We start from the raw sequence: 25,773 nt of genomic DNA, 5'->3' as shown, positions 1-25,773 counted from the left end.
TCACGGCTGAATGTTTTCAATTAGGCCGATTTCTGTTTCTCACTGAGATAGCGTTTCACAAAAACGTGGATGATGGCCAGCGTGCTGGCGTTCATGCCACTGATTCGCGAGGCCTGGTCCAACGTCTTGGGACGAATGGTGGTCAGCTTTTCCAACAATTCGCGCCGCAGACTGGGAACCAACGCGTAATCGAACTCCTCGGGTATTTGAAAACGGCGCAGGCCTTCGATCTTGGCCAGCTCTTCGTTTTCCTTTTCCACATATGGCGCATAGCGGATCTTGTGCTCCAAATCGTCGAGAAAATCGGTTTCCAATTGGAGATCATCCGCAATGGACAAAATCTTACGCAATCCTACCTTGGGTCGGCGAACCAGGTCGTGGGCGGTGACGACCTGCTTGAGCGGCAGACCGGCCAGCTCGTATTTCGCCTTGTTATCCTTGGTCGGTTTGATTCGATATTCCTTCAGTCGCTGAATGTCGCGCGCCAGGGTTTCGTACTTTTCGACGACCGCGGCATAACGCGCCTCGTCCACCAGGCCAATGCGTCGACCGATTTCCGCCAAGCGTTGATCGGCGGAGAAAACGTCGAGCATCAAGCGGTGTTCGGCTCGCGAGGTGAACATGCGATAGGGTTCCTTGGTCCCCTTGGTGACCAGGTCATCGATCAACACACCGATGTAGGCCAAATCGCGAGTCAGGATCATGGGTTCCATTTGCCGTACGGCGAGTCCGGCATTGACCCCGGCCACGAATCCTTGCGCGGCCGCTTCTTCGTATCCCGAAGTTCCGTTGATCTGGCCGGCCATGTACAGGCCTTGAACCCTTTTGGTTTCCAGAGTGGGTTTGCACTCGGTGGGATCGATGTGGTCGTATTCGACCGCATAGCCGGGACGCAGAATCTCGCTGTACTCCAAACCGGGAACCGAGCGATACAGCTCCTTTTGAACATCGATCGGCAAACAGGTGGACATCCCGTTCACGTAGACTTCGATGGTGTGATGGGATTCCGGTTCCAAAAAAATCTGATGGCGATTGCGATCCGGAAACTTGACGACCTTGTCTTCGATGCTGGGGCAATAGCGCGGGCCAACGCCCTGGATCTCCCCGGAAAAAAGCGGGGAACGGTGCAAGTTGTCCTGAATGATGCGGTGGGTGGTTTCGTTGGTGTACCCCAGGTGACAGCAGACCTGTTCCAAAGTGGTCTCTTTGGTCTGATAACTGAAGAACACCGGATCGCGATCGCCCCACTGTGCTTCGAAACGCGCGTAGTCGATGCTCTTCTTGTGCAGACGGGCGGGCGTGCCGGTTTTCATACGACCCAATTGAAAACCCAGATCCAAAATACTGGCACTCAATTCGCGCGCCGCCAGTTCATTGCAACGGCCGGCCTCGTAAGTGGTCTGCCCGATAAAAATTTTGCCGCGCAGGAAGGTACCGGTGGTCACGACCACCGCCTTGGCGAAAAGCCGATCGCCGTCCTTGAGTTGAACGCCGACCACCCGCTCCCCTTCCATCAACAAGCGGGTCACGATCCCCTGGCGGATCATCAGGTTTTCTTGGGCTTCGAGCCGCCGACGGATCAGCGATCGATAGGCCACCTTGTCCGATTGGCAACGAGGCGCCTGAACCGCCGGCCCCCGACTGCGGTTCAACATGCGAAATTGAATCCCCGTTTGATCGGCGATCTCGGGCATGATCCCGCCGAGGGCATCCAATTCGCGAACCATATGACCTTTGGCCAAACCGCCGACTGCCGGATTGCAGGACATCTGTCCCACCGAATCCAGGTTGATCGTAAAGACCACGGTGTTCAGTCCCATCCGAGCACAAGCCCAAGCCGCTTCGCAACCGGCGTGGCCGGCGCCGATCACAATTACATCGGTTTGCTGCATACCTCTATTTTCCCAAACAAAAATTGGAGAACATCCGGTCGAGAATGTCTTCTACGGTGGTTTCGCCGGTCAACTCTCCAAGCTGCTGGCGAGCGGTGTTCAAATAGGAACTCAACACTTCCTCGCCGAAACCCATGTCAAAATCATCGTAAGCGTTTTGGAGTTGCTGAATAACCGTGGAAATTATTTCTTCTTGCCGCTGATTGATCAAATACACCGATTGATCTTCAAAATCCGTTGACAATCTTAGCACAATTTCAGATTCCAGTCGCTGTAAACCCATACCAGTGGCGGCAGATACGCAAATTCGACCCTCTTTTTCGAGGTCATTTTCGCCGTCCGAGGGCTGCAAATCGGCTTTGGTTTGTACGTGAAGCCACTTTTCCTCGGGTAATTCACGCAAACGCGGGTAGGGTTCCATCGCATCGCCGGCCGCACTGAGGAACAGAACCAGATCCACCTGCTCGAGCGTTTGGTAGATCTTCTCGATACCGATATTCTCGATCACATCGTCGGTCTGTCGCACGCCGGCGCTGTCGATCAGGATCACCGGCAAACCCTGCATCTCGATTTCTTCACTGATCAAGTCGCGCGTCGTGCCCGGCAACTCGGTGACGATCGCGCGCTCCTGGCGAACCAGTGCATTGAAGAGGGTGCTCTTGCCCACATTGGGTTCGCCGGTCAAGAGGACCTTGAAGCCGCGTCGCATGGAATTGGCGAAGGCCGCGGTTTGATGAAGCTTTTGGAAGCGAGAGATCAACTGGGCCAATCGACCACCGAGCGAGTCTCGTTCGAGTGCATCGATATCCTCTTCGCCATAATCGATGGTGGCTTCGATGTGCGCCTGGATTTGAAGAATCTCCTCCACTTGACGGTGAACAAAATCCACCAGCGGTCCCTTGGCCTGACGACGAATCAATCCGGCCTGGTATCGGGTGTTGCAATCGATCAACGCGTTGACGCCCTCGGCCTGCAGCAAATCCATCTTGCCGTTCAGAACCGCGCGCATAGTGAATTCGCCAGGACGGGCGCGGCGCCCCCCTTCCTTTAAAATCGATTGAAGGATCGCTTCCACAAAAACCGGATTGCCGTGACAGCTCACCTCGAACATGTCCTGACCGGTATAGGAGCGCGGGGCGCGAAAGGTGGAAACCACCACGTCGTCGACCATGCCTTCGCCATCGATCCAGTCGCCGTAGTGAACGCGCCAGGATCCCTTGAGTTCGCCGTGGCGAGGCTGGAAGCAACGAGCCAACAACTCCAGAGATTTTTCTCCCGAAACGCGAATGATGGCGAGCGGCGCCTTGGTCCGAAAAGGTGTCGCCGGTGCCACGATCACATCGACGTCGGAGTAACCGTTGCTCATCTCCCCTCTCTCCTATTTCGCCGCCGCGCTTCGCGCGGCAATTTGGTTCGACCCCGTGGATCGGATCCAGTCCACACCACCTGCGAGATCTCGATGTTCCACGTGGAACAATTCAAAAAATCCATCGGCATACCAGGTGCATCTTCCATCGCCCACAAAAAAAGAGGAAGCCGGCCGCAACCAAAGCTTCCTCTTTTGGGTTATATCGTTCCTCGGATGGCTTCGATCACGATTCCTGAGTCTTGCGGTAATCCGCAAGGAATTTTTCGATACCGATATCGGTCAGCGGATGTTTGAACATCTGCCGGAGGACACCGAACGGCAAGGTCGCAACTTGGGCGCCGGCCAGGGCCGCTTCCGTCACGTGAAGCGGCGAACGAATGCTGGCCACCAGGACCTGCGTATCGAAACCGTAGTTGTCGTACATTTGAACCATCTCGGGAATCAATTCGATTCCCCGGGTATTGATGTCGTCCCACCGCCCCACGAAGGGCGAAATGAAACTGGCTCCCGCCTTCGCCGCCAACAAGGCTTGCGCGAGGCTGAAGCACAGGGTTACGTTGAAACGAATGCCCTGCGGTGCCAATTGGTGAACGGTTTTCAGTCCAGCTTCGGTCAAAGGAACCTTGACCACCACGTTTTCGTGCCACGAGGCCAGCATCTCCGCCTCTTCGCGCATGCCTTCGAAATCGGTGGCAATGACTTCCGCACTCACAGGACCATCGACCATGTCACATATTTCGAGTACCACTTCCTTGTGATCTCGACCTGATTTCGCAATAAGGGAAGGATTCGTGGTCACGCCATCAACCAGGCCCAAATCCAAACCTTCCCGAATTTCTTCTACGATCGCAGTGTCTAGAAAAAATTTCATAGCTTCGTCTCACTCCTCAGTTTCAGCCGGAGGATCGGATTCACCTTGGCTTGTCTGATCCTCGGATTGGATCGTGGATTCCTGTTCACCCTCCAGTTCAGATTCCTCGTCTCGAGCTTCTTCGGTCGGTACGAGGCCGATCCCGACCACACGGTCGTTGGGATCGTCCAGGTTGATCAGACGAACACCTTGGGTGACGCGTCCGATATCCCGAATCTGGGAGAGGTCCATACGGATCAGTTTACCAAGTTGGCTGATGATCAGCACGCTATTGTGATCTTTAATGTAGCGTACTCCGGAAATGAGACCGGTCTTTTCGGTCATGCGCATATTGAGCGAACCGCTGCCGCCGCGGTTCTGTAATCGGTATTCGCTGACCAGGGTTCGCTTGCCGAAGCCCGTTTCGCTGATGGTGAGAATCGAGCCCGTGTTCTCTATGATGACCGCCATCTCCACGACCTCGTCCCCATCACCGAGACGGATCCCCGTGACGCCGGTCGCCGTCCGCCCGGTGGGCCGAACGTCCCGGTGGAAGAACCGAATCGCTTTACCCATTTTGGTGGCGAGGAAGATTTCCCCGTCGGAGCCGGTGCGGCGAACCGTGATCAGCTCGTCACCTTCCTGAATGTTGATCGCACGGATGCCGTTGGAGCGGATGTTCTTGTAGGCCGAGAGCGCGGTCTTCTTCACGATGCCGTTGCGGGTGGCGAACATCAGGAAGATATCTTCTTCCTCGAACTCGCGAACGGCATTGAACGCCACCGCCCGTTCGCCCTCCTCGAAATCGATCAGGTTCACGATCGCCTTGCCCTTGTTGGCCGCATCGGTCTGAGGGATCTGGTGCACCTTGATCCAGTACACCTTGCCGAAATTGGTAAAGACCATCAGGTAATCGTGCGTCTGGGCCACGAACATGTATTCCACGAAGTCGTCGTCGTGGGTGCGCATACCCAGGCGGCCCTTACCGCCGCGCTTCTGCTCCTTGTAGATGGTCAGCGGCGTTTGTTTGATGTAGCCGCGGTGCGAATAGGTGATGACGACCTGCTCGTCCGCGATTAGGTCCTCGATGCTGAAGTTGATCGACATGTCGCGAATCTCGGTACGGCGCTCGTCGATGTACTTCTCGCGAACCTCCATCGTCTCTTCGCGGATCACACGCGTCAACTCGCGCGGATCGTCGAGAATCAGCCGCAACTTGGCGATCACTTCCTGAATCTCGCGGTGCTCGTCCAAAATGGCCTGACGTTCCATGCCCGTCAATTTTTGCAGACGCATCTCCAAAATGGCCTGAGCCTGGCGCACACTGAAGTCCCAACGTTCGATCATTTTCTGCTTGGCTTCGGCCGGCGATTGCGACGCCCGAATCAAGGCGATCAAATCGTCGAGAATATCCAGGGCTTTGACGAAGCCTTCCAAAATGTGGGCCCGCTCTTCCGCTTTGCGCAGCAAGTAGCGGGTGCGCCGGGTTACCACGTCTTTGCGGAACGCAATGAACTGGTTGAGGATTTCCTTCAGGTTGAGAATCTTGGGCTGGTTGTCCACCAGGGCCAGCATGATGACGCCAAAGGTCGATTGCAGTGCCGTCATTTGGAACAGTTTGTTCAAAACCACTTCGGGCACTTCGCCGCGCTTCAACTCCACCACGATCCGCATGCCATGGCGGTCCGATTCATCGCGCAACTCGCTGATCCCGTCGATTTTCTGGTCCTTGACCAATTCGGCGATCTTCTCGCAGACCTTCGCCTTGTTGACCATGTAGGGAATCTCGTCGACGATGATCCAGGTGCGTCCGTCGTCCTGAACCTCGAAATGGGTCTTTGCCCGCAGAATGATTTTTCCCTTGCCGGTGGTGTAGGCATCGAAGATGCCGTCGCGACCGCAAATCATGCCGCCCGTGGGAAAGTCCGGTCCCTTGATGATCTGCATCAGGTCGTCGATCGTGACACCGGGATTGTCCAGCAAGGCCAACAACGCATCGATCACCTCGCCGATATGGTGCGGCGGAATGTTGGTCGCCATCCCGACCGCGATGCCCGAACTGCCGTTGACCAACAGGTTCGGATAACGCGTCGGAAGTACCAGGGGCTCCTGGACGGTCTCGTCGAAGTTGGCCTGCCAATCGACCGTTTCCTTGTCGATGTCGTTCAGCATCTCTTCGGCAATCGACATCATGCGGGCTTCGGTGTAGCGGTAGGCCGCCGCCCGGTCGCCGTCGATCGAACCGAAGTTACCTTGACCGTCCACCAACATGTAACGCATGTTCCAGGGCTGCGCCAATCGCACCAGGGCATCGTAGACGGCGGCATCACCGTGGGGGTGATACTTCTTCAGAACCTCACCGACGACACCGGCACACTTCGAGTACTTGCGGTTGGAAAGCAGGCCTTCCCGAAACATCGCGTAGAGAATGCGGCGGTGTACCGGTTTAAATCCGTCGCGAACGTCGGGTAATGCGCGACCGACGATCACGCTCATGGAATAGTCCAGATAGGACTGCTTCATCTCCCGGGTAATGTTTACCGGCAGCTCGGAATTCATATTCGCTCCCTGATTAGACGTCGAGGTTCTTCACGTTCAAGGCATTGTCCTCGATAAAGCGCCGACGCGGTTCTACCTCGTCTCCCATCAACACGGAGAAAAGACTGTCGGCTTCCACGGCGTCCTCGATTTGGACTTTGAGCAAGGTTCGATTCTCGGGATTCAACGTCGTTTCCCAAAGTTGTTCCGGGTTCATCTCACCCAGACCCTTGAAGCGGGTCATCTGAATTCCCTTTTTACTCAAGTCACTAAGTAATGTAAGCATCGAAGCTTTGTTGTCGATTGGAATCGGGTCATTATTGTGATAGTAAACTTCGAAACCCGTGTCATTAAAGGCTTCCAGCTCGTCATAGTATTGTTTGATAAGCTTGAATTCGGGTGAATGAATGAGATTGTAATCGATATTGATGACATGGGAATGACCGCGATGCTGGAACGACATACGGAGACCGTATGCTTCGTACTGTTCGTCTTCCACGATTTGTTGAAAGGTGGAACCCAAAGCGACCAGCTTCTCCGAAAGGGATTTCAGGTTGTCCTGGCTCTGCCAGTAGGCCATTTGATCGATATCCGGATGATGCAGAATCACGTTCAGCATATCCGTCGTCAAACCCTTTCGTTCCATAAGGTTGAACAATTCGCGCTCGCGCCGGAGCAAGGCCAGCCTGGGCGCCAGTTCCTGACCTTCGATGATCTCGTCGGTCTTCAGGATCTTGACTTTGACGCCGTCGGCGATCTGATCCGCCAAAAAGCGCTGAAGCTCATCCTCGTTTTGGATGTAGCGTTCCTTTTTGCCTTTCTTCAATTTGTAGAGTGGCGGCTGTGCGATGTATAGATAGCCGCGCTCTACGATGGACGGCATGATTCGATAGAAAAACGTGAGAAGCAAAGTGCGAATGTGAGCGCCATCCACATCGGCGTCCGTCATGATGACAATCTTGTGATAGCGCAATTTTTCGATGTTGAATTCGTCGTGAATGCCGGTACCCAACGCCTTGATCATGTGTTTGATTTCGTCACTGGCGATCAGTCGTTCGAAGCGGGCTTTTTCCACGTTCAAGATCTTGCCGCGCAGGGGAAGGATCGCCTGGTTCTTGCGATCTCGACCACTTTTTGCGGAACCGCCCGCGGAGTCACCCTCCACCAGGTAGAGTTCCGACTGTGCGGGATCCTTTTCCTGGCAATCGGCCAACTTGCCCGGCAGGCCACCCATGTCCAAATAGCCCTTGCGGCGCGTCAATTCCTTCGCTTTTCGCGCCGCTTCGCGGGCCGTGGCCGCTTCGACGATCTTGTCGATGATCTGCTTCGTCTCTTTGGGATTCTCTCCATAGAACTTGGATAACTGAGCCAGAGCGACGGATTCCACGATCCCCTTGACTTCGTTGGAAACCAGTTTGTCCTTGGTCTGCGAGGAGAACTTGGGATCGGGTACCTTGACCGAAATGATCGCGACCATACCTTCGCGTACATCGTCGCCCGAAATGGTGACCTTGACGTTCTTCGGCAGCGGATGCTCGGCAATGTAACTGTTGATGCTGCGCGTCAGGGCACCGCGCAAACCGGCCAGGTGGGTACCGCCGTCCCGATTTCGAATATTATTGGTAAAACAGTAGATATTCTCTTGGTAACTACCCGTCCAAACCAGCGCCACATCGACCGTCACCGAATCTTTGCTGGCGGTGAAGGCGACGGGTTGATCGAACAACATCTTCTTGTTCTTGGAAAGGTAGGAAACGTAAGCCGGAATCCCACCGCTAAAGGAGAAATCGTGGGTTTGTCCGGATCGCTCGTCCGTAATCTTGATATGTACGCCTTCGTTGAGAAAACTCAACTCGCGCAAACGTTCACTGAGTAAATCGAAACTGAATTCGGTGATGGCGAAGATCTCGGGATCGGGGAGGAAACGAATTTTGGTTCCGGTTTCCTTGGTGGGGCCGAGCTTCTGGATCGGTCCGGTAGGTCGACCGAGATCGTACTTCTGAACGTGCAGGAATCCACCGCGGCGAATCTCCAGTTCCAACTCTTTGGAGAGGAAGGTGACACACGAAACACCCACACCGTGCAAACCACCGGAGACCTTGTAGGAATTGGAATCGAACTTACCGCCGGCGTGCAGCACGGTCATGATGACCTCGGCCGCGGAACGTCCCTCTTCGCGGTGCATATCCACCGGAATTCCGCGACCGTTGTCTTCAACCGTAATGGAACCATCCACATGGATGGTCACGTTCACGAGGTCGCAGTAACCTGCGAGCGCTTCGTCGATCGCGTTGTCGACGACCTCGTATACCAACTGGTGAAGACCGGATCCGTCATCCGTGTTCCCGATGTACATTCCCGGGCGAGTGCGGACCGCCTCGCGATCCTGTAAAACCTTAATCTGGTCGGCACCATATTCCTGCATTGGACCCGTCATTCAATTTTCCTTTCGGGGCTGATACACCCAGCATGAACCATGCAGACATGATCTTGCAGGCGACCCTGGATTGTACCATATTTTGAGGTACTTATTAATGTTTGGCCCCTTGTATCCAGATAGTTAAGCAAACGAGAAAGGCGCTCGGAATCCAACTCCGCGTCAATATCATCGAGGATCATAATAGGATAACTTCCGTATTTTTCGTGGTAGGTTTCTCGAACCGCCAGCTTCATGCTCAACACGATCGATCGCACCTGGCCAGATGAGGCAAAGTGCCTGGCTTTATTACCTATAAAGCGAATGTCAATGTCGTCGAGATGAGGCCCGATCATACTGCGACCGTACAACAGCTCCTGCGCGCTCAACTCCATCATGCGATTCTCGTAGTGACTCAATTCAGCGCAATTTCGGACCCGATAATCGAAATAAAGGTCCGCCTCACCATCGAAAACGTCGCGGTGAATCTCCAGGCATCGCGACCGTATCGATTCGAGAAATGCGATGCGTTTGTGAACGATTTCCATCGCGGATCGGCACGCCGTACTCTTGAATCCGCGGTACACACGCAAGTCTTTACTACTCATCATGATCTTCTTCAACTGACCACGAATACGACGGTATTTGGCCAGCGTCATGATATGTTTCGGTTCCAAGCTGGCAATCATTCGATCAAGGAACCGGCGGCGATCGTCTGGTTGACCCTCAACCAGCGCTTTATTTCGAGCAGTAAACGAAATAACCGAACCAATTTCAAAAAAATCAAGCGGTTTACATGCTTTCTCGCCAAGCCACCGCTGGGTCTTTCCAGGTACGATATTCACCGAAAAGACATAGCGTGCACCTTCTTTGATTAGCTCGCCCTTCAATCCCGAACCCTGTTTGGCCGAGCCCGTCAAGTCCGAATTACGATTCGTGCGAAAGCTCTTCGTGGTCAACACGAAGTAAACCCCTTCCAAACAGTTGGTCTTCCCCTGGCCATTGGGTCCGACCAACCAGTTCAGCTTGGGTTCGAAGGTGATCACGCCATCTTCTAGATTACGGAAGTTCTCTACTTCCAAGGATTTAATCCACAAGGAAACACATACCCGTCTTCATTCGGATCAGCCGGTCAAACGCATGGGCATGATGATGTGCTTGTAATCCAGTTCTTCGCCTTCGTCGACCAACTTGAACAAACCCTGGCTGGCGTTATCTCTGATGTTGATTTCGATTTTTTCGACATTCATGTTTTTAAGGAATTCCAAGAGGTAATCGACGTTAAAGCCTACATCGACCATTTCGCCATCGTAGTCGACCGACAACTTGTCGATGGATTCACCGCGTTCAGCATTTTTCAGAACGACCACCATTTCACCTGGGCCAAAACTCAAGCGGACGAGCTTGGATTTGTCGCTACTGAGAACCGACTTGCGTCGCACGATTTCCAACAGCTTGGATCGTTCCAAGACAAACGATTTATCGTTGTTCAACGGAATCGCTTTGTTGTAATCGGGAAACTTCCCGTCGATCAGCCGGGAAAACAAAACCCTGGGCCCGATCTTGAAGAAGATTCGGTTTTCCACGAAATCGATTTCGAATTCCTCGTCGGAACTGGTGGCCTTCAGCGACTTCAAGAGCTCCACCAGGGTCTTTCGCGGAATGATGATGTCCATGTCGTTGAAATCGGGACCCAGCCCCTTGTTGACGACGCTCATGCGGTGACCATCCGTACTGACCAGGGCCAGGTCGCCGGCCGCGACCCGCAGCAACGAACCATTGAGCGCGTACTTGTGGGGATCGGTGGATACCGAGAACAGCACCTTGTTGATGCAGTCGGTGAAAAAGCCCACCCGAAACTTGATGGGCGTGGCGAACTCGCATTCGGGAATGGACGGAAAGTCCTGAGTTGACATGGTTTCAATGGAGAATTGCGCCGCGCCGCAATCCAGGTTCAACATGGTTCCCTCGTTCATGGAGAACGAGACCTGAGAATCGGAGAAGGTATTCAACATGTCCTGAAGGTTCTTGGCATGAACGGTGATCTCTCCCGGTTCGATCACCTGGGCGGGACATTGAGAGATGATGCCTACTTCCAAGTCCGTCGCTTGAAGAATCAAGTGGTTGTTCTCGGCCCGAATAAAAATGTTGGCCAAGATCGGCATTGTGTTTTTCTTCTCGATCACACCCATCATCAGTTGTAGCTCACTGAGCAGGTCGTTGCGGACGATGTGAAACTCCATTTTCTAAAACCTTTATTCTAGATTTTTAATTTATTTTAATCAGGTATTCACAGTAAGGGCTGTGGAAACTGTGGAAAAGTCGTGGAACCGTGATCACCGTTGGCTTTGAGGCGTGTGGAAAACTTTTTGAAAATTGTGGAAAACCAGGGGGGATTTCCACAAGGGGTTCGGAAGTGTCCATTTCCTCACCTGTTTTTAACAGGATACTCACAGTCGTGTTGAAAAAGACTGTGGATCGCTGTGGAAAACTGCCAAGATTATAGGTGCTCCTTCAATTTTTCAACAGATGGCCTGTGGAAAAAATCACAGAATGCCACGGTCGGCCCCGTGCGAACGGGTCCCCGGGGCCGAACCCGCGAGGCGGTGCTTCACGTCAGGGACTTGGTGAAGCCGGTAATCATTTGCTGGTACTCTTGGCTCTCTTTGATCTTCTTGGTGATCTTCTGAACGGAGTAGAGTACGGTGGAGTGGTGCTTGTTGCCGAAGGCCATGCCGATTTCCGGAAGGGACATGTTGGTGAGCTGTCGCGTCAGGTACATGGCGATTTGCCGGGGCTGCGCGATTCTCTTGGAATTGTTCTTCGACAAAAGATCTTTGGTTTGGATCTTGTAGTGGTCTGCGATGAATCGTTGGATTTTCTCACAGGAGATTTGCGAAGGTTCATCACGCACGTAATTGCGGAGACAGGTTTCCGCCAGCTCCAGATCGATTTTCCGATTGGAAAGTGAAGCGTAGGCCATCAATTTGATGAGGGCGCCTTCCAATTCGCGAACGTTCGTTTTCACTTTGGTCGCGATGTAGAGCACCACGTCATCCTGTAGGTAGACCTTTTCCGCTTCCGCCTTCTTTTTCAGGATCGCGATCCGTGTTTCGAGCGCAGGTGCCTGGATGTCGGCGATCAAGCCCCAGTTGAAGCGACTGGTGAGGCGCGATTCCAGCTTGGGAATCTCGCTCGGCGCACAATCGCTGCTGAGAATGATTTGTTTCTGCTGCTCGAAAAGGGCGTTGAACGTGTGGAAGAACTCTTCCTGAGTCTGCATCTTGCCGCTGAGGAATTGGATATCGTCGATCAACAAGACGTCAACGGAACGGTAACGTCCTCGAAACGCTTCACTTTTGTTGTAGCGAATCGAGTTGATGAACTGATTGGTAAATTCCTCACAGGTCGTATAACAAATATTGAGATCGGGCCGGCTCTCGAGGAGTCGGTGCCCGATGGCGTGGAGTAAGTGCGTTTTCCCCAATCCCGAAGGACCATATAAATAAAGAGGGTTGTAAGAAGCGGAAGGTGCTTCGGCCACGGCCAGGGATGCGGCGTGCGCAAACTGGTTACTGCTCCCGACCACGAAATACTCGAATTTGTATTTCGGGTTGAGCCGAACCGCTTCTTTTTTTTCACTGCCCTCTTCAGCGTCGATATCCTCGGATCCGGATGCGACCGGGTGTAACTGATCAGCCTGGGCCTGATTCAAAAAACTGACTTTACATTTTGGATGCCCCAGTTCGCGAAGAGCTGAGGATATGTCCTCCAAGTAGTTTTCCTGAATCCAGTCAATGAAGATATCGTTAGGAACTTTGATCTTGATTTCTTTTTCCGACTCAATCAGAATTTTCGTCGGTCGGAGCCACTCGTCGATCTGTTCCGCTGGGAGACGCTCTTCAAGGCATGACAAAACCTTGTTCCAAAGAGACAACAACCTTGCTCCTCCTGGAAAAATGGAAAGAAAAAACGAATGGGGAGATGTTTAAACCCAAAACGGAAGCTCATACTAACATAGTAGGAAGAAGCCAAACAAGGACTAATCCCCACCTGATATGGGTTCCGATGTATCCTTCAGGGAATGTTGTATTTAATACTAAATTTCCTGAATTCAGGCGTTTACGAAAACGCCTCGTGAGTTTTTTGTCGATTTGAGACGCGAGGCGAATTCGGATCCACAGTCGTTCATCACCACGGTGAGTTAAATCAAAAAATGAACGAATGGAGAATCTCTGATGAAATTTTTGCTAAACGTTTTCTTGTGAGTGCTGATATCAAAGAAAACAGATAATGCTTCGCAAAAATGACTCGAATGGAGAATTCTGACCGAATTTCGCGTCTGGTTCTCGCCCAAGCCCTGAACGATAACCTCTCCAGTCCTGCTTTGGCAATAATTTTATCCGAACTCCTTGGATTGACTTTTGATCGCTTTTTAGGTATTTTCTACGGGCTTGTGGTTTGGGTTGCCTCTCTTGGCCGTCTCCAGCCCGCAACAGACAGAACCTCGGATGGATCTTCCTCCGCTGTTCAGGACTATCCCAAACATTTGCAACATCGTAGAGGAGTTCTCCACCATGAAGCGTACTTTTCAACCCAATCGTCGTAAACGCGCTAAAAAGCACGGTTTTCGCTCTCGCATGAAAACTGTCGGCGGCCGCCGCATCGTCAATGCTCGCCGCTCATCCGGAAGAAAGAGAATTGCGGGATAAGCGATTCTTAAAGCGCAATCATCTTCGCAAATCTTCTGAATTTCAAAAAGTATTTCAACGGGGTCGAAAGGTTGTGACCTACACCCTTATTTTTAGGGTGCTCCCTAACGACTTGCCGGAATCGAGAATCGGACTGACCGTTTCCAGGAAAGTGGGTAAAGCGACAAAGCGGAACTTAATCAAACGCAGGGTTCGCGAGGCTTTCCGGGAACGGAAGGCTTTGTTTCCACAGGGCTTTGACATCGTGATTTCCCCCCGGAGAGGCATTCTGGAACGGAGTTTCCAGGATTATCAGAAGAGTTTTGACATCCTACTTCGAAAACTCCAACGGTCAGGGGCCCCTTCATAGCGCCATTTTGAGGAAATCATGGAGAAACGTTTTGTTCTGGCGATAACCACTTGTATGGCCATTTATTTCTTGTGGATGGCCGCAGGCCGGTATCTGGGTTATGAGATGAACAAACCGGAGCCGGCCAGTCCCGAAGTGAAACAAGAACAGGTGACAACCCAGGAGACCCCGAACCTGGACCTGGAGCCGGAAACGGGGACCCTCGAGGTCGCGGATGCCGAGACTTCGGTCGAGAATCCTCCCGAAGAAGCGATCGAGCAGCAAGTGGTCACCCTGGAAAACGAACACTTGCGACTGCGATTGGACAATCGCGGCGGGCTCGTTCGAGGCGCCGTCCTCAAGAATTATCACAACAGCTCGAAGAAGATCGAATTGGTTCGGTTGGTCAACGGTTGGAAGCATTTCCCCGGCGAGGTCCTGCTGAAGGATCGCAGGAGCACCGCGGATTGGATGTTCAAGATCAGCCAGCCGGATCCCAATGAAGTGGTCTTCACGGCAAAGGCCGAAGGTTACGAACTTCGCAAGACCTTTCGCTTGGGCCAGACCTACGAGGTCTTTTGCGACATCCAGATGAAAGGACCCTCGGACGACACCTTCAAGATGGTGGTTTCAGAGGGTTTACAACCAGTACTTCCCGGCGATAAGTTGACGCCCTCGTTCTTCGATATGGGCGCGATCAATCCCAAGATCATGCGGATCGCGTGGTCCGAGGACGGGTCCCACCAGGAAGACGACATCGCCAAACTCAAGGTCCACGACTTTCAACCGGTCCTGGACGAGGTGGAAACGGTCGTGTGGGCCGGTGTTCAGGACACCTACTTCGCCAGCGTGTTCCTGTTGGACCAGGCGACGGACAACCTCTATTTGAGTGGGGTGGCGACACCGATCGTCAACAGCCAGGAAACGGTGAACCTGCCGGCCGTGGCCTTGCGCGGCGACAGTGCCCTGACCGGCCGCTTCTATTTCGGTCCCACCGAGGAACAGCAACTGGAGACGGTCGACGAGAAGCTCGGCAACCTGGTGTCCTACGGCTGGGCGGGTCTGCTGTCCAAGGGATTGTTCATCCTGTTGAAGGGTTGTTACGACATCACCGGTAACTGGGGCTGGGCAATCGTGGTGCTGACCCTGATCATCAAGTTGGCATTGTTCCCCTTGGCGATCCCCAGCATGAAGTCGTCCATCAAAATGCGCCAGTTGCAACCGAAATTGGAGAAATTGCGCCAGAAATACAGCGATACCGATCTGGAAACCAAGCAGAAGCTCAATCAGGAGATGTTCAAGATCTACAAGGAGGAGGGCGTCAATCCCTTCTCGTCCTGCTTGACGATGCTGCCGCAAATGCCGATATTCTTTGCCTATTTCTCTTTGCTGCGCACCTCGATATCGTTGCGCCAAGCCGAATGGCTGTTTTGGATCGAAGACCTCTCGGTCAAAGATCCCACCTTCCTACTGCCGATCTTGATGGCTGCGAGCATGTTCTTGACTTCCTTGAGCATGCCGATGCCCAGCGGTGACCCGACTCAGCAGAAGATGATGAAGTTCATGCCGGTACTCTTTGCATTCTTCTTCATCGGCATGCCTGCCGGATTAGTGCTCTACATGATCACAGGCAATATTTTCACATTGATACAGTCCTACGGTTTGAGATGGAGGTATGAAAACAAATGACGGAATCGATTCAAATGGCCAGTGCTGAAGTGGAGCTGCTGGAAAGTACCTTGCGCGGCTTGTTGGAACAGCTCGAGCTGACGGTGGAACTGGAAACGGAAATCAGCGAAAACGCGGTGTATTTCAACATCGTGGGCGACGATCAGGAGTATTTCCAGCACAACCGCGGCGAGTTGTTGCGGGACATGACGTACCTGCTACACACCCTTCATCGGAAAGCCTTTCCCGAGAGTGAAAACGACGTCAAGGTCGATGCGGGGAACCTGGTTCGGGACAAGGAACGCGAGCTCTGCGACATGGCGATGTCCGCGGCGCAGCGCGCGATGGATACGGGCAAGGAGGTGCTGATGGCGCCCCTGAATCCGTATGAGCGTCGTATCGTTCACATGGCACTGCAGGAGCACGATCATCTGGAAACGGAATCCATGGGCGAAGGACACCTGAAGCGAATCGCCATCCGCCAGGTGAACACCTCGGAGGTCGCCGCCGACGAGGTCTGATTCGGAAAGGCAGGTCGGGCGGATTCGCCACAAAATTCGTTGATGAAAGGACGGCTCGATGCCGTCCTTTTTTTATGCCTGAAAAAAGGTTCCGCCGCGATTTGGCGACCATCCCCGGGAGATTACGGGGATCCCGTTTGGATTTTTCAATTCCTGGGGCGTTTACGGCGGAATATTTGTGCCGATCGGGGCAGGGCCGATTCCCCCGAGCGAGCGCACCCTGTTGCGCTAGTTTCTTCTAAACCGTTGTGCTATATAAACTTCGCCAATTGTTCCACATGGAACCTTCGCCGTGGGCCATGCAACCGGCCCGTTGCACGGGGCTCCGAAGTGGATCTCGCCAATACGGAGCCCAAGCTCCGGTTCTCCCCTTCGTCGATCGCGAAATGCCCCCTTCCCGCGCCTCTCTCCGCTTTGGGGCTCTGTGTTTCGCTCGCTATCCTTTATGATGTTCCTTGCGTCATTCTGAGCTTTTATCGGAGGCCTCTTGCGTATCAAAGGTGTCATCGTTGCCGCGGGTTATGGATCCCGATTTCTTCCCATTACCAAGACCGTTCCCAAGGAAATGCTGCCGCTTCTCGATCGGCCTTCGATCTCCTTCATCGTCGACGAATTCATCGAGGCCGGCATCGACGAGATCTTGATCATTTCTTCTCGCAGGAAGAAGGTTTTGGAAGATTTTTTCGATCGCGAAATGGAATTGGAATCGGTCTTTCGAGCCGAAGGAAAGTCGGACCGTTTGGCCCAAATCAAACCGCCTCCCGCCAAATTCTTCTTCACGCGCCAGCAGCAGATGCGCGGTACCGGTCACGCTTTGCTCTGCGCACAACCCTTCGTGGGTGATTGTCCCTTCGTCGTCGCCTATCCCGATGACCTGGTCTTCGACAAGACCTCGCTCGCCCGTCAACTCGTCGAAGTCTATCGTCAGACCGGATCGAGTGTGCTCGCCGCCAAGGACATGGGCGATGTGGACGTCTCGCGCTACGGCGTTCTGGACGTGGTCGACGCCGCCAGCAACCCTTCACCCGTACGCCAGTTGGTGGAGAAGCCCAAGCCTGGCCGCGAACCTTCGAAATGGGTCAGTTTTGGACGATTTCTGCTCACACCCGATATCTTTCCCCATCTGGAGGAAGGCTGGCGACGCCATTTGGCCCAATCTCCCGACGCGGAGTTCTATCACGTGGATGCGATCAACCGATTGGCCGCCGCCGGGAACCTGGTTTCCTGGTCCTTTGCCGGGTTGCGCTTGGACACCGGCCAGGTGGAGGGCTACCTTGAAAGCATTTGTCGCTATGCCCTGATGCGCCCGGAGCTCGCCGATTTTGCGCGTAACCTGTTTCGGAAGCTTTCCGAGCCTGGGGTATCCCAGGAACGCTGAACCAAATGTCGAACGGAATTGATCTCACCGGCGTCAAAATGAAATCATGAAAACAGGAATTTCAAAAGCCAGGAGAAGTAGTGACGTGCCGTGCAGCCAAACCCGTGCTCTTTCCTTTCCGGCTCGCTTTGGCTAAAAAAGTTCGTCCACGAATCACACCGATTGACACGAATTAAAAAACCATTCATGTAAAACGTCACCGCGTGATCAGGCAGGGAGAATCCCTACACGCCTCATAGTCAATCAGGAGAAAACCAGGGAAGGCCCAGCAGGCGTAGGTTTCGTCGATTCTCCGCGTCCTATGCGAACTCTCTTGAAACGAAGTGGTGCATTCAACCAGAGCTGGGCCTTGCCGTCGCCAAATCTTGATTGGGAAGGCTGGAAGGATTGAAACCAGGAAAAGCAAGACCGTGATGTGTCACCCAATGCCGATCCCTTCCTGCTTTCCGATGTTCGTGGGTTCCTGCTGATTTTTTCGGATGAATGACCCATGGCCCTTCGCCAGAATCCAGATATAGTGTTTCTTTCTCGAAATCGAGCTGGGTATGCCCGCCGGTTCGCGGCTCTTGTGTAACAAGCTGTGTAAAGTTCGAAGATAAAGTTATAAACCTAAACAGGCGGATGTTCAGGGAGTTCGTCAATAAATGTTGGCCCAGCGCCCTGCGGGGCCCGTCACCTACCGGCCACCGGCAATCCAGCCCTCGGCCTGGGCGGCGACTCCATGGTCATAATCCGCGGTCACCGTCGAAAACTACCGAGCCTGGCGCCAGACTCAACCCGACACGATCCTTCCGCGCAACATTCGCGCATCCTGAATGAGTTTTTTGACGCTTGTCATCTGGAATTCACGGCCGTACCGCAAATGGTAGTATCGATCGCTGAACCTGTTCAGATCGATTTCCAGCTTGGCCGGCAGACTCAGGCGTTGGATGTAGTCCTGAAACGTTTCGGAAGGTTCACGCGGACGGTACTGATCGGCCAAGGATCGCTCCAGTTTCTGGAAGTGAATCTGCAGACGGTCGTGTGGTGTTTTCAAGCGCTCCCGGTTCAAGTAAATCCCGACCGTCACGCCGATGGGAACCAAAAATACCAGAAGATACCAAGGGTTCTCGGCCAAGAGGGATTTGAGCAGGTCGATTTTCTTCGAAATGGCCTCCACGGCATCCCTCTGTGAATCGTAGTCCCAGGACAGGATCATCGTTTTCAAGAAGTAATTGAACGAAACGATTTGGTTTTGAACGTAATTGGGTTCGACAAAAGTGGCGGGCGGGGTGGGGTCGTAGGTGCGCCACTGACCGTCGATGAAGACTTCCACCCAGGCATGCGCGTCGGACTCGGAAACGTTGTAGAAATCGCCGGAAGGGTGGATCTCGGGTAAGAGAAAGCCGGTAACCAATCGCGTTGGAATGCCCATGGAACGCAATAATAGAACCATCGAGCTGGCGAACAATTCACAGTGTCCTTCCTGACGTATGATCAGGAACTCGTGAAGTGGATCCTCGACGTTGTAATTGTTGATATCCAGTGTGTATTCGAAATTAGCCAGGAAATGGTATACCAAAGTATCGGCGATTTCTTTATGTGTCATGCTTTCAGGATTGGGCACGACTTCCGATGCGTAATCAAAAATATATTGGTGGTTGTCGGGGATTTGTAAATATGGATTCCGATTGGTCAACTTCTCTTTTTTGTTCGATTGATAACCCGAAATACCATAATAGGTAATGGAGGTGGGATAGGTATTCATCAAACTGATGTGGTCTTTCGACATCGTCACTTTCAAATATTTGTCGATGTTTCGAAAACGGATCAGGTCTTCGAAAAAGAAGAGTGTATTTCCCAAAAACGGATCCAAATCGATGCGATAGGAATACGTCTCCTTGTAGGAGGAAGCGGAGGCGAATTCCACGCGGTCGCCTCTTTTGAAGGTGCTGAATCCGCCGGGCTCCCAGGCACCTCGATCGTAGTGCCGAAAAGACCTGCCCTTCAGGTGTTGTGAGCGCAGTCTGCCGGATTCGATGGTGAGGTCCATGACGTGTTTGCGCGATCGTTTCAGAACGCCGATATCGGTAAGGGTGACGCGGTCCGAGAATCCGGAGATACTTTCGCCGACCTCACTGATTTGCATGCGGAGGCTTTGGCGGGGGATCCGCGGAACCAGCCAGTAAATGGGCAGGCTGACGGCCAATATCGGCACGATATGCAGCAGGGCGGAGATCGGTGTCCATTTGAATTGGTCGCGCTTGTTCTTGTAGTTCAATCTCAGTAGATAGAAGCCCATGAGGCAGAGGGCGATGGAAAGTGTATATAGAAAGATGGTCAGCAACAGTTTCGAACCGATATATAGCCTTGCCTGGTATATGACGATCAAAAACGACAAAAGACTGATCAGTCGTAACGGTGCCTTGGGCCTCTGCTCACCATAGAACTCGTATATGAGGCAAAACAATATGAGGAAGAAGATACCCAGTTTCAAATTGATCTTTAGCCCGATTGCAATAAACAAGAGTATGAAGGTAACCCATATATATATTTTCCAGAAAAACATCTTGCGAATCTTGTCCAGATCGATGTCGAACCATATGGGTAAGATCATGGCGAGATATGTCACGAATTGGGGGACACCGAAATCACCACTAATCAAAGAAATGATCGATGCGGCCAGAATGAGTAGTGACAACAGGCGCATTTTTTCAATGGGCATGATGATCGGCTCCTTAATCGTGTCAAAGCGCTTTTTTGGGATCGTGTTGCGCTAAAAAACCGGGCGATGGATTGATGTCATTGTACATCAAGTGCGACAACCGGTTCCGTGTCGCTCGTAACCGGGGCATGTGTTTCGGCAAGGTTGCCTATGGATACACTACGGGATCGGCGTGGGATTTCTTCCCATCCGGAGGGGGAAAGGTCCACGGGAACGATTGCGAAAATCGCCTGCTCTGCCAACCCGATTCCAAAAACCTTGTTTCCCTACCGAACCGGTTGGGAAGCACCCATGATTCTCTCGATGAGCGTTAGACCAGTCCCCACTTCTTGCGTTTGCGCCACAAGGTGGCTCTGCTGATGCCCAACATTTTGGCGGCCTGACTGGTGTTGCCCTCACATGCGCGGAGTGCCGCCTCGATGGCCGGTCGATCGGGGCTGCGCGGCATCCAGGATTCGATGGGCGGGGGACAGGGCTCGGGGCGAGCGACCGAACTCGGTTCGGGGAGGAAGGCCTGGTCGGTCGCGGCCGGGGCGGCGGGACTCTCGCGGAACTCGGGAGGCAAATGCTGGGGTGTGACCACTTTGCCGGGACAGGTGATCGCGATCATTTCGGCGACGTTGATCAATTCGCGCACGTTGCCGGGCCAGGGATAGGTGGTCAACAACCGAATGAGATCCGGCGGAGAACTGGGTTGCGGCAATCCGTGGCGTTGACAGGATTTGAGAAGGAAATGTTGCCAGAGCAGTGGAATATCGATTTTTCGGTCGCGCAAGGGAGGTAGGAACAGCGGAACCACCCGCAGTCGGAACATGAGGTCTTCGCGAAACCGTTTCTCCTTGACCGCTTGCCTGAGAGAGACGTGGGTGGCACTGATGAACCGCACATCGGTGGAACGGTCGCGACTGTCACCCAGGCTGCGGTAGCGCTGGTCTTGAACCACGCGCAGCAGCATGGCTTGGACTTCGAATGGGAGTTCGGCCACCTCGTCGAGAAACAAGGTGCCGTGATCGGCTTCGGCCAGCAGGCCTTTTTTATCGCTGATCGCCCCGGTGAAGGCGCCGCGTCGGTGGCCGAACAGCTCGCTTTGCAAGAATTCGCGACTCAGGGTGCCGCAGTTGATCGGCACGAAGGCACGCCTGGCCCTGGGACTCATGGCGTGAAGCGCCTTGGCGACCAATTCCTTGCCGGTACCGCTTTCTCCGCGGATGAGTACGTTGACTCCGGTGTGGGCTACGTGGCGCAGGCCGGTGAGCATGTTCAGGAACTGGGCATCGGCAGTGAGAATGCCATGGAAATCCACCAAACTGCGCGATCGCTCCAAAGGCGGTTCCGGTCGTTCCAGAGGTTTCAAAACCTCGATGCCACCTTGAAATCCCTGCTCGTTGCCGAAAAACGCGGAAGCGCTCTTTTGAACCAGAATCTCGCTGCCGTCCTTTCGGTAGTGGGAGAGATTCAGTTTGCTGACGTTGGTGTACTCTTTGAGACCGCATCCTTTGGAGCAGGTAACACAGCGAATCGCCTGGGAGCAATGTTTGCCCAGCACTTCTTCGGCACCGTACCCGAGCAGGGTTTCGGCACCGTCGCTCCAGAAAGTGATGATCTGATTGCCGTTGACGGCAAAGTAGGCCGATTCCGGATCGAGCCTCGCGAAGGTCTCCAGGTAATCGGGAGACTGGGTTTCGACAACCGAACGTGATGTGACTTTTCTCGTCATGAAGGGCCAACCAGGTGAGTTCGTATTACATCGGAAAGGCCGGCGGCCTTCCGGGAACGAGAGATGCTGCGACACGCGATTTCGCGAGCTGAATGGGTTGGTAAAGGGATTTGCAGTCCGTCCATTGCGGATGAATCCATCCTAGCACGGCAAATCGGCAAATAGATTTTCCCGGTCTCAATTCCAGTTCGAGCCGAACATCCGGACCGGGATGTTGGTGGATTTCGAGCTGTGAAATATGCATGGTTCCATGTGGAACATTCGATAGGTTTTCGTTATAACTCATTTAAAATTAGATATTTAGTGGGTTATGGAAAGAGCCTTTTTTCAGATTTGAGATGTGGGAAGCGGAAAAAATTTGCAAGGGAGTTCCTTTGAATCGTTGGGTTTTTGAAGGTGATTCGGCCGGTTTTGTCGAGGTACTTCACCGGACATCGCGCGCTTTGGGTTTATCCGTTGACACGGGATGCCTATAATGAGAGGCCGTGACAACTCTTGGAAACCAGGTTTTTGCCATATGGATTCGCCCATTAACATTTTGATCGTCGAAGACGAACCGCTGATTCGCAAAACCCTTTGTCGCAAGTTGGTCAAGGAAGGTTTTTTTACCGAGGAAGCCGCCAACGGGGCCGACACCCGTGCGCGCCTCGAATCCGGCAGTCCCGATTTGGTCCTGATGGACATCAACCTGCCCGATGCCAATGGCATCGACCTGCTGCGCGAGGCCAAGGAAAAGGACCCGGATCTGCCCGTGGTCATGATGACCGGGAATCACGCCATTCAATTGGTGGTCGAAGCCATGAAGCTCGGCGCTTTCGACTACATCACCAAGCCGTTCAACCTGGACGAGGTGATGTTGACCATTCAGAAAGCCCTGGAAATGACCGAATTGCGTCGTCAGGTCAAGATGATGCGCGCCAATTTCGAATTGGAGTTCGGGTTTCATCGCGTGGTGGGCGGCAGTACCAAGATGCGGGCCGTCATGGAGACCGCCAAAACGGTGGCCGAGAGTGTCGCCGAAACCGTGTTGATTCTCGGCGAGAGCGGCACCGGTAAAAATCTCATCGCCCAGGCCATTCACTACAACAGCTTGCGTGCCTCTCGCCCGTTCATGGAGGTGACCTGTACCGCATTGCCCGCCACCCTGCTCGAGTCGGAATTGTTCGGTCACGAAAAGGGCGCCTTCACCGATGCCCGCACCATGAAGCGCGGTCTGTGTGAAATGGCGCACCAGGGCACGCTCTTTTTGGATGAAATCGGCGAAATGCCCCTGGAAACCCAGGCCAAGCTGTTGGGCTTCCTGGAAAGCAGGCGCTTTCGTCGCGTGGGCGGCACTCGTGACATTTCCGTCGACTTGCGCATCGTGGCGGCCACCAATCAGGATATGGAAAAGATGATTGCCGAAAAGCGGTTTCGCGAAGACCTTTATTACCGCCTGAACGTGATCGAGATTCACATGCCGGCTCTGCGCGAACGCCCGGAAGACATTCCGCTGTTGGCCCGCTTCTTCGTGGACTTCTTCAACCGTAAATTTAAAAAGAACATCAAGGGCATCGATCAAGCGGGCCTCGATTTGGTTTCGAATTACCCCTGGCCGGGCAATGTGCGCGAATTGAGGAACATCATCGAACGCGCCATGATTCTTTCCAAGAACGAGGTGTTGACCGCCACCGATTTCCCGCTTCGAAAGAAAGCCGTTCCCCAGGCCCAGGTCGACGAGAGCCGAATCTTGCTCCCCGATCAGGGCATCAGCATCACCTCGGTCGAGGAGGATCTGGTTCGCCAGGCCTTGGAGAAAACCAAGGGCAACCAAACGAAAGCCGCAAAACTTCTGCATCTCTCACGAGATCAACTGAGATACCGCATGAAGCTCTACGACCTGTTCGATTGAAGTGGTGCCTGCCTGCACGAGTTGGAGACCCGAACCGACGACATGGACTGTGCACGGCCATTCAGGAATCCAGCAGCGATTCGATGGTCTTTCGCAACTCTAGAGGACTGAATGGTTTGGTTATGAAATAGTAACGGAGTTCTGCCAGCTCGGGATGGTGATCCAACACGTTTTGACGACCTGAGATGAACAGGAATTTGCAGGGATGGTCCCCTAATTTTTCCTTGATCGCGGTGGCGGTCACCAGGCCGTTCATGCTTTCTTCCACCAGGTAGACGTCCATCACGATCAAGTCGGGATGTTCGGTGACCGCCAGTTCGAGGGCCTCTTTGCCGTCTTCGGCCTGAAACACCCGGTAGTGGTTTTTCCTCAGGCTGGCAACCACCAGTTTGCGGACGGACTCTTCGTCGTCGACGACAAGTATGGTTTTGAGGGATGGATCTTTATCGGGCATTTCCAGCTCTCTCAGGGACGAGGTGAAGATCGGGGGATCTTTGGTTTCGTGATATCGGTTATCCATCGATATCGATCTTTTTGACGCTTGGCTCGGGATCCTGTTGTTTTTGAATGGTGATGGTTAGGACGCCGGCTTGGAAATTGGCGCCCACTTCGTCCTGATTGGCGTCGGCCGGCAGTTCGAGAATGCGTTCGAATCGACCGAAACGACGCTCCCGCCGGTGCCAGGTGGTGCCTTCTTTTTTCTCGGAGTTTTCCTCTTTTTCACCGTGAATATGTAACTCGTTGTTTTCTATGGAGATGGATACATCCTTGGATTCCATACCGGGCAATTCCAGCGAGAGCCGATAGTGGTCGTCCTCTTCGCGGATGTCCAGGTGTGGTCGGAAATCCCCGTCCATGGAGGCCCAATGAAAAGACCGTTCCAACCCCGGAATGATCGATCCGAACTGCTCGACGACACGGTTCAACTCTCGGTGTAGGTTGGCCATGGGATGGGGATCCTGGTGATCGGAGTGGCTTCTTTGTTTGCGATGAAATGAGCGATCTTTGAATTTCATGGGAACAATCCTTTTACAATTTCTTCGCGTCGGCATCGAGGGGGTACCTGTGCAGAAACGACGGCCGTTCGAACGGTTCCTGGGTCCGAGGAACCGCCCGATACCGACAGGTTTCGAGTCTCAGTTTTCAGGTTTTCGCGATGAAGCGTTCCGTGTGTGACGTACCGAAGCCCGATCACTGAGGCTCGACAGCGCACCCACCCAGCCGGAGAATCTCGGCAGTTGGAGACTTCCCCAGTTCCGGATGGGCCCTATCTAATAAACGCCAGGGAGTGCTGAGAAGCCTTTTTGTTTACATTAAAGGGCGGGCAGCAAGAGGTTTGCCAAGCTTCGTCGAGGTAATTGCGGTGGCTGAAAAAAGGACCGAAACTCGGGGTTTTGTGATCGTGTCGGTATTTTTTCTAAATCTTTACGCCAAATTCCCCGCCGGCTTCATCACGTTTCGGTACTTCACCGTCGACCGAGTTTCGTCGTGGCGATGAGGTCGCCGCGAAGCGATCGTGGCATTTCGCTCTTTTTGAGAGATATTCCCCAATCCGCCCGATGTCGCGCCAAGCCCTTGCCAGAGCCGATCGGGTGATCGCCCCCATTTGAAATGAGGAATTCCACCCAATACCAGGGATAAATCCGCAATATGGAGTCTGACAGGCCCCAATTCTCCGATCGTCAGACTTCCTTGAAGCGTCTCGATGAGCTCCAAAGTGGGTCTCGACCGATTGTTAGGCTCGCGGTAATGATGGCTAACCATATGAAAAAAATATAGTTATGTAGAT

The 25,773-nt window shown here is 53.4% G+C and carries 18 protein-coding genes; 6 read left to right on the top strand and 12 right to left on the bottom strand.

Annotation, left to right across the window (positions count from 1 at the left end):
* Positions 1 to 20: 20 nt before the first annotated feature.
* The 8 genes from mnmG to dnaA form a co-directional block, all read right to left on the bottom strand.
* Positions 21 to 1,892, bottom strand: coding sequence for a tRNA uridine-5-carboxymethylaminomethyl(34) synthesis enzyme MnmG (gene mnmG, locus J3U87_RS14710; protein ID WP_237383810.1), 1,872 nt, complete (start codon positions 1,890 to 1,892; stop codon positions 21 to 23).
* 4 nt (positions 1,893 to 1,896) lie between these two features.
* Entirely contained in the window at positions 1,897 to 3,258 is a 1,362-nt protein-coding gene (mnmE, locus tag J3U87_RS14705) for a tRNA uridine-5-carboxymethylaminomethyl(34) synthesis GTPase MnmE (protein ID WP_237383809.1), read from the bottom strand.
* 226 nt (positions 3,259 to 3,484) lie between these two features.
* Positions 3,485 to 4,132 carry a fructose-6-phosphate aldolase gene (gene fsa / locus J3U87_RS14700; RefSeq protein ID WP_237383808.1) on the bottom strand — a complete coding sequence of 216 codons (648 nt, stop codon included), beginning with the start codon at positions 4,130 to 4,132 and terminating at the stop codon, positions 3,485 to 3,487.
* Positions 4,133 to 4,141: 9 nt separating this feature from the next.
* The gene (gyrA, locus tag J3U87_RS14695) at positions 4,142 to 6,670 is read right to left on the bottom strand and encodes a DNA gyrase subunit A (RefSeq protein ID WP_237383807.1); all 2,529 of its coding nucleotides are present in this window, start codon (positions 6,668 to 6,670) and stop codon (positions 4,142 to 4,144) included.
* 13 nt (positions 6,671 to 6,683) lie between these two features.
* A complete protein-coding gene (gene gyrB / locus J3U87_RS14690; protein ID WP_237384500.1) occupies positions 6,684 to 9,074 on the bottom strand; it encodes a DNA topoisomerase (ATP-hydrolyzing) subunit B in 2,391 nt (796 codons plus the stop codon).
* 8 nt (positions 9,075 to 9,082) lie between these two features.
* Positions 9,083 to 10,147 (bottom strand): DNA replication/repair protein RecF, encoded by a 1,065-nt coding sequence (gene recF, locus J3U87_RS14685; RefSeq protein ID WP_237383806.1) that lies wholly within the window; start codon positions 10,145 to 10,147, stop codon positions 9,083 to 9,085.
* A 42-nt stretch (positions 10,148 to 10,189) separates the two neighbouring features.
* Complete coding sequence (gene dnaN / locus J3U87_RS14680) at positions 10,190 to 11,308, bottom strand: DNA polymerase III subunit beta (protein WP_237383805.1); 1,119 nt, start codon at positions 11,306 to 11,308, stop codon at positions 10,190 to 10,192.
* A 368-nt stretch (positions 11,309 to 11,676) separates the two neighbouring features.
* The gene (gene dnaA, locus J3U87_RS14675; RefSeq protein WP_272932511.1) at positions 11,677 to 13,002 is read right to left on the bottom strand and encodes a chromosomal replication initiator protein DnaA; all 1,326 of its coding nucleotides are present in this window, start codon (positions 13,000 to 13,002) and stop codon (positions 11,677 to 11,679) included.
* A gap of 640 nt (positions 13,003 to 13,642) precedes the next feature.
* Here dnaA and rpmH point away from each other — a divergent pair.
* The 5 genes from rpmH to J3U87_RS14655 all read left to right on the top strand — a co-directional run bounded on the left by rpmH (position 13,643) and on the right by J3U87_RS14655 (position 17,672).
* Complete coding sequence (rpmH, locus tag J3U87_RS14670) at positions 13,643 to 13,777, top strand: 50S ribosomal protein L34 (RefSeq protein ID WP_237383803.1); 135 nt, start codon at positions 13,643 to 13,645, stop codon at positions 13,775 to 13,777.
* Positions 13,737 to 14,126, top strand: a complete 390-nt coding sequence (rnpA, locus tag J3U87_RS35270) for a ribonuclease P protein component (RefSeq protein WP_420038268.1) — start codon at positions 13,737 to 13,739, stop codon at positions 14,124 to 14,126. Before rpmH ends, rnpA begins: the two co-directional genes overlap by 41 nt.
* Positions 14,127 to 14,144: 18 nt before the next feature.
* Positions 14,145 to 15,794, top strand: coding sequence for a membrane protein insertase YidC (yidC, locus tag J3U87_RS14665; RefSeq protein WP_237383802.1), 1,650 nt, complete (start codon positions 14,145 to 14,147; stop codon positions 15,792 to 15,794).
* On the top strand, positions 15,791 to 16,294 hold the full coding sequence (locus J3U87_RS14660) for a Jag family protein (protein ID WP_237383801.1): 504 nt from the start codon (positions 15,791 to 15,793) through the stop codon (positions 16,292 to 16,294). The genes yidC and J3U87_RS14660 overlap by 4 nt, the downstream gene beginning before the upstream one ends.
* A gap of 487 nt (positions 16,295 to 16,781) precedes the next feature.
* Positions 16,782 to 17,672 (top strand): UTP--glucose-1-phosphate uridylyltransferase, encoded by an 891-nt coding sequence (locus J3U87_RS14655; protein ID WP_237383800.1) that lies wholly within the window; start codon positions 16,782 to 16,784, stop codon positions 17,670 to 17,672.
* Between the two features lie 772 nt (positions 17,673 to 18,444).
* Here the strand turns inward: J3U87_RS14655 and J3U87_RS14650 are convergent.
* Complete coding sequence (locus J3U87_RS14650) at positions 18,445 to 20,376, bottom strand: transglutaminase TgpA family protein (protein ID WP_237383799.1); 1,932 nt, start codon at positions 20,374 to 20,376, stop codon at positions 18,445 to 18,447.
* 310 nt (positions 20,377 to 20,686) lie between these two features.
* Positions 20,687 to 22,093: a sigma-54 interaction domain-containing protein gene (locus J3U87_RS14645; protein WP_237383798.1), complete on the bottom strand. Its 1,407-nt coding sequence runs from the start codon at positions 22,091 to 22,093 to the stop codon at positions 20,687 to 20,689.
* A 517-nt stretch (positions 22,094 to 22,610) separates the two neighbouring features.
* Here J3U87_RS14645 and J3U87_RS14640 point away from each other — a divergent pair.
* A complete protein-coding gene (locus J3U87_RS14640) occupies positions 22,611 to 23,984 on the top strand; it encodes a sigma-54-dependent transcriptional regulator (RefSeq protein ID WP_237383797.1) in 1,374 nt (457 codons plus the stop codon).
* 61 nt (positions 23,985 to 24,045) lie between these two features.
* On the opposite strand, the gene J3U87_RS14635 is transcribed toward J3U87_RS14640, so the two are convergent.
* Both J3U87_RS14635 and J3U87_RS14630 read right to left on the bottom strand, forming a co-directional pair.
* Positions 24,046 to 24,504 carry a response regulator gene (locus J3U87_RS14635; protein ID WP_237383796.1) on the bottom strand — a complete coding sequence of 153 codons (459 nt, stop codon included), beginning with the start codon at positions 24,502 to 24,504 and terminating at the stop codon, positions 24,046 to 24,048.
* Complete coding sequence (locus tag J3U87_RS14630) at positions 24,497 to 25,000, bottom strand: Hsp20/alpha crystallin family protein (RefSeq protein ID WP_237383795.1); 504 nt, start codon at positions 24,998 to 25,000, stop codon at positions 24,497 to 24,499. The genes J3U87_RS14635 and J3U87_RS14630 overlap by 8 nt, the downstream gene beginning before the upstream one ends.
* Positions 25,001 to 25,773 lie beyond the last annotated feature (773 nt).

Source organism: Sulfidibacter corallicola, assembly GCF_017498545.1.
In the GTDB taxonomy this organism is placed as follows: domain Bacteria; phylum Acidobacteriota; class Holophagae; order Acanthopleuribacterales; family Acanthopleuribacteraceae; genus Sulfidibacter; species Sulfidibacter corallicola.
The sequence above is the reverse complement of the archived record's forward strand: the minus strand, read 5'-3'. Positions and strand labels throughout refer to the sequence as shown.